At 66.1% G+C, this 10163-nt stretch carries 9 protein-coding genes; 8 read left to right on the top strand and 1 reads right to left on the bottom strand.

The window, feature by feature from the left end; genetic code table 11:
• Positions 1 to 339: 339 nt before the first annotated feature.
• Entirely contained in the window at positions 340 to 729 is a 390-nt protein-coding gene (locus AC1D11_RS07485) for a RidA family protein (RefSeq protein ID WP_477648168.1), read from the bottom strand.
• A gap of 148 nt (positions 730 to 877) precedes the next feature.
• On the opposite strand from AC1D11_RS07485, the gene AC1D11_RS07480 reads away from it, so the two are divergent.
• The 8 genes from AC1D11_RS07480 (at position 878) to AC1D11_RS07445 (ending at position 10112) form a co-directional block, all read left to right on the top strand.
• Positions 878 to 2434 (top strand): ABC transporter substrate-binding protein, encoded by a 1557-nt coding sequence (locus AC1D11_RS07480; protein ID WP_477648167.1) that lies wholly within the window; start codon positions 878 to 880, stop codon positions 2432 to 2434.
• A 185-nt stretch (positions 2435 to 2619) separates the two neighbouring features.
• Positions 2620 to 3561 (top strand): ABC transporter permease, encoded by a 942-nt coding sequence (locus tag AC1D11_RS07475; RefSeq protein ID WP_477648166.1) that lies wholly within the window; start codon positions 2620 to 2622, stop codon positions 3559 to 3561.
• Positions 3562 to 3565: 4 nt separating this feature from the next.
• On the top strand, positions 3566 to 4414 hold the full coding sequence (locus AC1D11_RS07470) for an ABC transporter permease (RefSeq protein WP_477648165.1): 849 nt from the start codon (positions 3566 to 3568) through the stop codon (positions 4412 to 4414).
• Positions 4411 to 5448 (top strand): ABC transporter ATP-binding protein, encoded by a 1038-nt coding sequence (locus AC1D11_RS07465; protein ID WP_477648164.1) that lies wholly within the window; start codon positions 4411 to 4413, stop codon positions 5446 to 5448. The genes AC1D11_RS07470 and AC1D11_RS07465 overlap by 4 nt, the downstream gene beginning before the upstream one ends.
• On the top strand, positions 5445 to 6434 hold the full coding sequence (locus tag AC1D11_RS07460; RefSeq protein ID WP_477648163.1) for an ABC transporter ATP-binding protein: 990 nt from the start codon (positions 5445 to 5447) through the stop codon (positions 6432 to 6434). The genes AC1D11_RS07465 and AC1D11_RS07460 overlap by 4 nt, the downstream gene beginning before the upstream one ends.
• On the top strand, positions 6431 to 7714 hold the full coding sequence (locus AC1D11_RS07455; RefSeq protein ID WP_477648162.1) for an amino acid deaminase: 1284 nt from the start codon (positions 6431 to 6433) through the stop codon (positions 7712 to 7714). Before AC1D11_RS07460 ends, AC1D11_RS07455 begins: the two co-directional genes overlap by 4 nt.
• Complete coding sequence (locus tag AC1D11_RS07450; protein WP_457282472.1) at positions 7714 to 8625, top strand: MurR/RpiR family transcriptional regulator; 912 nt, start codon at positions 7714 to 7716, stop codon at positions 8623 to 8625. The genes AC1D11_RS07455 and AC1D11_RS07450 overlap by 1 nt, the downstream gene beginning before the upstream one ends.
• Positions 8622 to 10112 carry an N-acyl-D-amino-acid deacylase family protein gene (locus tag AC1D11_RS07445; protein ID WP_477648161.1) on the top strand — a complete coding sequence of 497 codons (1491 nt, stop codon included), beginning with the start codon at positions 8622 to 8624 and terminating at the stop codon, positions 10110 to 10112. Before AC1D11_RS07450 ends, AC1D11_RS07445 begins: the two co-directional genes overlap by 4 nt.
• Positions 10113 to 10163 lie beyond the last annotated feature (51 nt).

Here is a 10163-nt window from a genome sequence, read left to right as displayed (position 1 = left end):
CGCCATGGCGTGTCCTTGTCGGTATTGGTATTGGAGTTGGTATTTGTCTTCGGTCCCCGCTCCCGTCAGCCCCTTCTGTCTGCGCCGAGGAGCGCAGGTTCAGGCGGATCAGGGATCGCGATTGTCTGAGCGAAGTGCAACGTAGCGAGTTCGAGCGAGACCCCGCCTGAACCGAGCACCGCAGGTTGCCCCGTAGCGAAGCGAAGGGGTCGCAGACAGCAGGGTCGCCTTTTCTTTGGTGACTTTCTTTTTGGCGAAGCAAAAGAAAGTTACTTGCATGCCGGGCAACCCCCGGCCAGCAGGATTCAAAGGAGGGCGCACCGCCGGAGCAAGCCAGGCCTAGCCCTTGGGCTTGTAAGCCACAACATCAATCTCCACCCGCGCATCCACCATCAACCGCGCCTCAGTCGTCGAGCGGGCCGGCTTCTTCTCACCGAAATAGCCCATGTAGATGCGGTTGAAACTGCCGAAATCACGCGCATCCTGCAGCCATACCGTGCTCTTGCAGACGTCGTCCAGCGTGCAACCGGCCAGGGCCAGCACCGCCTGCAGGTTCTTCATGACCTGGTGGGTCTGCACCTCAATCCCGCCGGTCACGATTTCGCCGTTTTCATTGGCCGGCACCTGGCCGGAGACATAGACGAAGTCGCCGGCACGCACAGCGGGTGAGAACGGGCGGGGCTGGCGGTCAGAGGCCAGCGGAGGATTTCCGAAATGTTCCAGAGGCATGAAGAACTCCTTTTTTCAGTCTCTTTTGTGGCAAATTCTGAAATATATTTTCATTATTATGCGCAAATACTCGGGTTTATCCTGAAAATGATCATCTTCAGATCAATTAATCTTCACTTTTGAAATTTAACTTCAATCAGGAGTTGTCATGATCCGTGGAATTCGCATGCACCGCCGCACTGCCCTGTCCTCCCTGCTGGCCCTGGGTGCGGCCGGCGCCGGCTTCGGTCCGGCCGCCGCGCAGACGGGCAAGTCAGCCCTGAACCTGGCCATGGTGGCTGAGCCGCCGACACTGGACATCCAGTCGACCCCGGCCGACCTTGTCTGCATCATCATGCAGCACGTCTACGAGCCGCTGTTCACCTTCGACGCCAAGGCGGCCCTGGTGCCGATGCTGGCCGAGGCGATGCCCAAGATCTCGGCGGACGGCAAGCTCTACAGCATTGCACTGCGCAAGGGCGTGATGCTGCACAGCGGCCGCGAGCTCCATGCCGATGACGTGGTAGCCAGCCTGAAACGCTGGATGGAAGTCTCGCCGCGCGGCAAGTCGGTGGCGGTGCAGGTGGCCGACCTGTCGGCCAAGGGCTCGCACGGTGTCGAGATCAGCCTGAAGAACGCTTATGCGCCGCTGCTCTCGCAACTGGCCATGGCGTCGGGCATGGCAGCCATCATGGCCAAGGAATCCCTGGCCCAGCCGCTGCGCGAATACGTAGGCACCGGCCCCTACAAGTTCAAGGAGCGCAAGCCCGACCAGTACGTGCTGCTCACCCGTTTTGACGGCTACAGCGCGCGCAGTGAAGCTGCCAGCGGCTACGGCGGCAAGCGGGTGGCCGCGGTAGAGGAACTGCGCTTCGTACCGGTGCCCAATGCCAACACGCGGGTGGAGGGTGCGCTGGCCGGCCAGTTCCACTACGCCGATCTGCTGCCGATTGAGGCGCTGCCGCGGCTGGAAAAAGCCGGCGGCAAGGTCGTGCCCATCATGACGCCCTCGTTCGGCTTTCCTTACCTGGTGTTCAATACCAAGGAAGGCTCGCTGGCACGGCAGCCTGTACGCAAGGCGGTGCAGACCGCGCTGGGCGAAGGCGAGATGCTGGCGGCGGGCTTTGGCGACACGCGCTTTTTCATCGCCGAAGGCAACCACTTTCCCAAAGGCACGCCTTTTTATTCCACCGCCGGCACCGCAGCCTATAACGAACGCGATGCCAAGAAAGCCAAGAGCCAGGCCGAGCAGGCGGGCTACAAGGGTGAGCCGGTGCGCATCCTGACCAGCCGGCAGTATGACTTTCACTACAACATGGCACTGATCATGGCCGAGCAGCTCAAGCGCGCCGGCTTCAAGGCCGAGCTCAACGTGGTCGAGTGGGCAACGCTGCTGCAGCGCCGCGCCGACCCCAAGCTGTGGGACATCTACATCACCCATTCGGGCCTGTTCCCCGAGCCCATGCTTTCGCCACCGCAACTGGGCGACGGCGCGCCGGGCTGGTGGAGCTCGCCCGCCAAGGCCGAGGCGCTGGCCGCGCTGAACCAGGAGCCCAACCCTGCCAAACGCGGCGCGTTGTGGGGCAAGGTGCAGCAGGTGGTGTATGACGAGGTGCCCTACATCCAGGTCGGAAAATTTGCCAGTCTGTCAGCGCGCGCACCGGCGCTGCAAGGCTATACGCCCTATACCTATCCGTTCTTCTGGAACACCAGCCTGAAGAGTTGAGCCCCCACGCTTGTCGCTTCGCGTACTGCGCTGCCCCCCGAGGGGGCCGTCCGCCTGCGGCCCGGCAAAGCCGGTTCCGCGGCTCAACTGGCTTTATTTCGCTGTTCTTTCGGCGGGCGTGGAGATGGGGACGTGGAGTGCCTTCGAATGAGTAAAAAATTCGCATCATTGAATAAAGCAATGTCATGACACGGTACCTTCTGTCCCGGCTGGGCGGCATGCTGGTGGTCATGGCCATCGTGGCGGTGCTGGTGTTCATTCTCACGCGGGCCGCCCCGGGCGACCCGATCGCGGTGCTGTTGGGCGACCAGGCCACGGCCGAGGATATTGCGCGTGTGCAGAAGGTTTATGGCCTGGACAAGCCCCTGCCGGTGCAGTTCGGCCTGTGGGTCCGTGAGCTGGCGCGCGGCAACCTGGGCGAATCTATCTTTCTGCAGCGCCCGGTAACCCAGGCGCTGTGGGAGCGGGCCGAGCCCACGACCCTGCTCTCGTTGATGGCGATTGCCATTGCCGCTCTGATCGGCGTGCCCTGCGGCATCGTCTCGGCCGTGTATCGCGGCAGGGCCGTCGACCAGGCCTTCACCGGTTTTGCCATGCTGGGCGCCAGCATCCCCAGCTTCTGGTTCGGCCTGGTGCTGATGCAGATCTTCGCGGTCTCGCTGGGCTGGTTCCCGGTCTCGGGCTATGGCGAGCCGGGCGCCTCGCTGGCGGCCCGCATCCACTGCCTGGTGCTGCCGGCCACGGTGCTGGGCGTGCTCAATTCGGCGCTGATCATCCGCTTCACCCGCGCCTCCATGCTCGACGTGCTCGGTGAGGACTACGTGCGTACCGCCCGCGCCAAGGGTCTTTCGGAAAACGTGGTGGTGCTCAAGCATGCGCTGCGCAATGCGCTGGTGCCCATCGTCACCGTGCTCGGCCTGACAGTGGCGCTGATGATAGGTGGCGCGGTGGTCACCGAGACGGTATTCGGCCTGCCCGGCGTGGGCAACCTGGTGGTGAGCGCGGTGATCCGGCGCGACTACCCGGTGATCCAGGGTGCGTTGCTGGTGGTGGCTGCGATCTATGTGGTCATCAACTTTGCGATTGACCTGCTCTACACCGTGGTCGATCCACGCGTGAAGTACTGAAGCGATGCGTATGCCTCAACTTCCTCTTATTTTGCGCAAGCTGTTTCGCCGCCGCATCGTGCTGGCCGCGGCCATCGCGCTGGTCGTGGTGGTGCTGGTGTCACTCTTCGCCGGCCCCCTGAGTGGGCTGGACCCGAACGAGACCGCCGTGAGCCAGCGCCTGGCGCAACCTTCTTCTGCTCACCTGTTCGGCACCGACGAACTGGGCCGTGACCTGTTTGCCCGCATCGCCTTCGGCGGCCGTTATTCGCTGACCATCGCGCTGCTGACGGCGCTGGGGTCGGTGGTGGCCGGCACCTTGTTTGGCCTGGTTGCAGGTTTCTTTCGCCGGCTCGACGCACCCGTCATGCGGGTGGTCGACGCCATGATGTCCTTTCCCGACATCCTGCTGGCCATCGCCCTGGTCGGCATCCTGGGCCCCTCGATGCTGAACGTGGTGCTGGCCCTGGTGCTGGTCTACACGCCACGCGTGGCGCGGGTGGTGCGCGCCTCGACGCTGGTGGTGCGCGAGCTGCTCTTTGTGGAGGCGGCACGCGCCGTCGGGGTCTCCACCGTGCGCATCCTGTGGCGCCATGTGCTGCCCAACCTGATGTCGCCGATCCTGGTGCAGGCTTCGTTCATCTTTGCCTACGCCATCCTGGCGGAAGCCGCGCTGTCTTTCCTGGGCGTGGGCGTGCCGCCCGAAATCCCGACCTGGGGCACCATGGTCGCCGGCAGCCAGCAATACGCCCACCAGGCGCTGTGGATCGTGCTGTTCCCGGGCCTGGCCATCATCCTTACCGCGTTGTCTCTCCAATTGCTGGGCGACGGCATCCGCGACCTGCTGGATCCGCGCCTGCGGAAATCGATGTGAACCGTCTCGAAGTACGCCACCTTTCCACCTTCTTCGATACCGACGAAGGCCTGATCCGCTCCGTCGCCGACGTGAGCTTCAACATTCGTGCCGGCAAGACCACGGCCCTTGTTGGTGAATCGGGCTCGGGCAAATCGGTCACCAGCCTGACGCTGATGCGCCTGCTGCCGCGGACCGCTTCGACGCAGGTCAGCGGCCAGGCCCTGTTCGTCAACCGTGCCGGCGAGACGCTGGACCTGTTGACGCTGCCCGAGCCGCGCATGCGCGCAATCCGCGGCAACGAGGTGGCGATGATCTTCCAGGAGCCGATGACCAGCCTGAACCCGGTCTTCACCGTGGGCGAGCAGGTGGCCGAGACGCTCCGCCTGCACAAGGGCCTGGGCCATGCGGCCGCCCTGGCCCAAGCCCTGCGCATGCTGGAGCTCGTCGAGATCCCGGCGGCTGCCCAGCGCCTGCATGAATACCCGCACCAGCTTTCCGGCGGCATGCGCCAGCGGGTGATGATCGCGCTGGCCATGGCCTGCGACCCGACGCTGCTGATCGCCGACGAACCCACCACCGCTCTGGACGTGACCATCCAGGCGCAGATCCTGGCGCTGATGCGCAGGTTGCAGGCTGAGACCGGCATGAGCATCCTGTTCATCACCCACAACCTGGGCGTGGTGGCCCACCATGCCGACGACGTGGCGGTGATGTACGCCGGCCGCATCGTGGAGGCCGCGCCCGTCAACGACCTGTTCGCACGGCCGCAGCATCCCTACACCCAGGGCCTGCTGGCCTGCCTGCCGGCGCAGCAGCGCGGGCGGGCGCCGGCGGGCGAGGGCGGGAGCGAAGGCCCGCATGCGGCGGGAGGCAAGCGCCGGCTCTACGCCATCCGCGGCCAGGTCTCCAGCCCCCTGGCGCCGCCACCGGGCTGCGCCTTCGAGCCGCGCTGCGACAAGGCCATCGCGGCCTGCCGCGACGCCATGCCGGCGTTGCGCAACGACGAAGCCGGCGGCAGCGCCCGCTGCATCCTGGTGCCGGAGGCCGCATGAGCATAGAGAGGCCAGCCACCGCGCCCTTGATCGAGGTGCGCAACCTGCAGAAGTTCTTCGGTTCCTCCGTGCGGCCGGTGCGCGCCGTGGACGATGTGTCCTTCGTGATCCATCCCGGCGAGACATTGGGCCTGGTGGGCGAATCGGGCTCAGGCAAGAGCACCATCGGCCGCGCCCTGCTGCGCCTGGTCGACAGCACCGGCGGCACGGTGAGCTACCGCGGCGAAGACCTGGGCGCGGCCTCGGGCAGCCGCATGCGCGCGCTGCGCAGCAAGCTGCAGATGATCTTCCAGGACCCATACGCCAGCCTGAACCCCAAGATGCGGGTGCGCGATATCCTGGGCGAGGCGTTGCAGGTGCACGGCCTGGCCAAAGGCAAGGAAGCCACCGCGCAGCGCATCGCCGAGTTGTTGCAGCTGGTCGGGCTGCCACCTGAGCACGCGGCACGCTACCCGCACGAGTTTTCCGGCGGCCAGCGGCAGCGCATCGGCGTGGCGCGGGCGCTGTCGGTGCAGCCCGAATTCATCGTGGCCGACGAGCCTCTCTCGGCACTGGACGTGTCCATCCAGGCGCAGGTGGTCAACCTGCTGTGCGACCTGCGCGATAGCCTGAAGCTGACCATGCTGTTCATCTCGCATGACCTGGATGTGGTGGAATACCTGTGCGACCGGGTGGTCGTGCTGTACCTGGGCCGGGTGATGGAAGTAGCGCCGACGGCGGCGTTGTTTGCGCGGCCGCTGCATCCCTATACCCAGGCCCTGCTGGCCGCTTCGCCCAAACCCGACCCGGCTTTGAAGATGGTGCATGTGCCCTTGAAAGGCGACATGCCCAGCCCGGTCAACCCGCCTTCGGGCTGCGTGTTTCGCACCCGCTGCCCGCATGCCATTGACGCCTGTGCCGAGACGCGGCCGGAGCCGCGCGACATGGGCGGCGGCCGCCTCAAAGCCTGCATCCGAGACGACATCGAATCATTGACGACACCATGACACTGCAAGATATTCTCGACCCCCTGCTCGACGCCTCCTGGAAGGGCTTTCCGCACCACAGCCCGCCGCTGCGCCGCTCGGCCGTCGGCGCCCAGGGCTGGAACGTGTTGCGCGGCGACCTGCCGTTGCCGCTGGCCGTGATCCGCCGCGACGCCCTGGCCGGCAACCTGCAATGGATGCAGGGTTTCGCCGGCAGTCATGGCGTAGGCCTGGCACCGCATGGCAAGACCACCATGTCGCCGCAGCTGTTCCGGCGCCAGCTCGATGCCGGCGCCTGGGGCTTGACTTTCGCCACTGTGACGCAGCTGCGCGCGGGCGTGACGGCCGGTGCAAAACGTTGCCTGATCGCCAACCAGGTGTTCCAGGCGGTGGACCTGCAGGGCATAGCCGACCTCAAGCGTGCCCATGCCGGGCTGAGCGTGGCTTTCCTGGTGGATTCCCTGGCGCAGGCAGAGCTCATTGAGGCCTGGCATGCAGTGAATGCACACGCCGAACCTTTCGACGTGCTGCTGGAGATCGGCGTGGACGGCGGCCGCACCGGCTGCCGCAGCCACGAGCAAGCGTTGGCCCTGGCTCAGCGCCTGCGCAGCGGCAAGGCCACGCGGCTGGTCGGCATCGAATGCTACGAAGGCCTGGGCGCCACCGGCCAGTCAGACGCCGACACGGCCTACGCCAATGCGCTGATGCAACGTGTGCGCGACATCGCCCAAGCCTGCGACGAGCAGCAGTTGTTCGAAACGGATGAAATCCTCCTCACGGCCGGCGGCTCCGCCATCTTCGATCTGGTAGCCGAACACCTGAAGATGAAACTCTCGCGGCCCGTGCAGGGCCTGCTGCGTTCGGGCTGCTATGTGACGCACGACCATGGCACGTACCACCGCTTCATGAATACGGTCGCCGCGCGCATGGGCTGCGGCCATGGCTTGCACGCGGCGATGCAGGTGTGGGCGGCGGTGCAATCCTGCCCCGAGCCGGGCCTGGCCATCCTCTCGGTGGGCAAGCGCGACATTTCCTACGACCTGGAGCTTCCCGTGCCCCTGGGCGTGTGCCGGGCAGGCGAGACTGCCATGACGCCGGCGCCGGCCGACTGGAAGATCGCCGGCCTGAACGACCAGCATGCTTACCTGCGCGGCAGCGGCCCGGAACACCAGGCCCTGCACGTGGGCGACCTGGTCGCGCTGGGCATCTCCCACCCCTGCACCACCTTCGACAAATGGCGCTGGATGCCGGTGGTGGACGAACAAAACAACGTGTGTGACGCCATCGTCACCTGCTTTTAATGACCCCACGCGTTCTTGAAAAAATTGCCGAGATCATGGACCGCGCGCCCGCCGCGCGGCGCACGGTGCTGGCCCTGATCCTGGAAGACCCCCAGCGCGTGCTGGACGAAACCTTCGAAACCCTGGCCCAGCGCGCCAACAGCTCGGTCCCCACCATCATGCGCACCTGCCGCGACCTGGGCTATCCCGGGCTGCGCGAGTTCAAGCTGGCGCTGGCGCAAGAGCTGGCGGTGGGTGGCTCGCCGCTGAACCGGCGCGTGCGCATCGATGACGACACCCGCCAGGTCATCGCCAAGGTGACGCGCGGCGCCACCACGGTGATCAACAGCGTGCAGGCCCAGCTCAATGTGGAGGCGGTGCAGGCGGCGGCCGACGCCATCGTCGATGGCGCCCGGGTGGACTGCTATGGCGTCGGCGTCACCTCCAACTTCATGGCCTCCGACTTGCAGGCGCGGCTGTATCGCATGGGCGTAGCCTCCAACAGCTACCTGGACCCGCACCTGCAGCTGATCTCGGCCGCCACCATCGGCCCGCGCGGCGTGGTGATGGCCATCACGCATGTCGGCGGCATGCCCTCGCTGCTGGAAGCGGTGGATGTGGCGCGCTCGCAAGGCGCCACCATCATCGCGCTGACGCAGCCCGGCTCGCAGCTGGCGGCGCTGGCCGACATCGTGCTGGGCGTGGAAGTGGCTCCCGACCCGGTGATGCCGGTGGGGCCCGAGGCCTACCTGGCACACCTGACGGTGATCGAGATACTCACCGTGCTGGTGGCGCAGCGCCTGGGCGACAAGGCCGTGAACCGGCTGGCCAACATCCAGCGCACGCTGGAAACCCGCGGCGTGGACATGCACCACCACCCCCGGCTGGACTGGGACGAAGGCGCCAAACTCACCATGGGAAAAGTACGATGACGCGCGCCACCTTGCTGGAAAACGGCCTGCTGGTAGACGGTACCAGCGCGGCCGGCAGGCCCGGGGACCTCCTGCTGGCGGGCGACCGGATCGTGGCCGTGGGCACGGGCCTGCGGCACCGCCTGCCGGACGGCCTGTCTCTGTCCGATGTCCAGGTGTACGACTGCAGCGGCCTGGTGATTGCGCCCGGCTTCGTCGACGTGCACACCCACGACGATGCCATCGTGCTGAACGCGCCCGGCATGTTTCCCAAGCTGTCGCAGGGCATCACCACGGTGGTCACCGGCAACTGCGGCCTGTCGGTTGCGCCCTTCGTGGTGAAGGAGCCGCAGGGCGCCCTCACCCTGCTGGGAAATTCATTCAAGTACCCCTCGGTGGATGCTTATGCGCAGGCGGTGGGCGAGGCGCAGCCGGCCGTTAATGTGGCGCCACTGATCGGCCACACCACGCTGCGCTATGCCTGCATGGGCGACCTCAACCGGCCAGCCACCGCCGATGAAGTGGCCGCCATGTGCGCCCTGCTGGAGCAATGCATGGCCCAGGGCGCGATCGGCCTGTCGTCGGGCCTCTTTTATGCCGAAGCCATGCCGGCACCGGCCGCCGAGGTGACATCGCTGGCGCGCGTGGTTGCGCGACACGGCGGCATCTACGCCACCCACATGCGCTCGGAAATGGCCGACATCCTGGAGGCCATGCACGAGGCCGCCGGCTGCGCCTTCGAGGCTGGTGTGCCGCTGGTGATCTCGCATCACAAATGCGCCGGACCGGCCAATTGGGGCCGCACGCAGGAGACACTGCCGTTGATCGACACGCTGGCGCAGCGCCAGGACATCGCGATGGATGTCTACCCCTACGTGGCCGGCTCGACCGTGCTGCGCGAAGACCTGGTCGACGGCATTATTGACGTGCTGGTGAGCTGGTCGGCTCCGCATCCGGAAATGATGGGCCGCACTCTGGCGTCGATTGCAGCCGAGTGGGGTGTCGATCAGAAAACAGTTTGCCGCCGCCTGCAGCCCGGCGGGGCCTGCTATTTCCAGATGCACGAGGACGACGTACGGCGCGTCATTGCGCACCCGCTTTCCATGATCGGATCGGACGGCTTGCCGCATGACAAGCATCCGCACCCGCGCCTGTGGGGCGCCTTCCCGCGGGTGCTTGCGCGCTATTGGCGCGAGCAGCAGCTGCTGTCGCTGGAGACCGCGATCTACAAGATGACGGGCCTCTCGGCGCGCAACTTCCGCCTGCACCAGCGCGGGCAGTTGCAGCCGGGCTGGTATGCCGATGTCGTGGTGCTGGACCCGGTCCGTGTGCGCGACGTGGCGACTTACGAAAACCCGATCGCGCTGTCGGAAGGCATCGAGAAGGTGTTTGTGAACGGTGAGCTGGCTTATGTGGCCGGCGCCGCTGATGCGGCGAGCGTCCAGGTGCAGGCGCGCGCCGGGCGTTTGCTGAAACGGCTCCCCCCTGTCCAGGCTCACTGCGTGTAGCCTGTTCCCCCCTCAGGGGGCGGTGCCTGCGGTCTGGCAAAGCCAGTCCCG

Source organism: Polaromonas sp. P1_E11 (assembly GCF_056405995.1).
Note: the sequence above shows the minus strand (reverse complement) of the source record. Positions and strands in the feature narration are given on the sequence as shown.